Source organism: Vallitalea maricola, from assembly GCF_036985595.1.
GTDB classification, from domain to species: Bacteria; Bacillota; Clostridia; order Lachnospirales; family Vallitaleaceae; genus Vallitalea; species Vallitalea maricola.
The window spans coordinates 1-227 of sequence record NZ_BTPU01000327.1 but is presented as its reverse complement, the minus strand read 5'-3'; the positions used below and the strand labels follow the sequence as shown (position 1 = coordinate 227).

Below are 227 nucleotides of genomic sequence, written 5' to 3'. Positions count from 1 at the left end.
AACAAGACTTATAGCCTTAGCAGGGCTATAAGTCTTGTTTCCACATTATATATGCATCTTCTTTGGGTTTATCATAAAAATTCTTTCTTAATCCAGCTATTTTAAATCCCAACTTCTCATATAGTTTAATTGCATTTTTGTTGCTTACTCTTACTTCTAAAGTAAAAGATATAATTCCTTGTTTTTTCCCTTCATATATAAGAGCCTCTGTTATTTTTCTGCCAAAT

The 227-nt window shown here is 29.5% G+C and carries 1 protein-coding gene; it reads right to left on the bottom strand.

The features are described 5' to 3' along the window. Positions 1 to 25: 25 nt before the first annotated feature. Positions 26 to 227: GNAT family N-acetyltransferase (locus AACQ14_RS24255; protein WP_339366100.1), on the bottom strand; the 202-nt coding region annotated here is incomplete at its 5' end.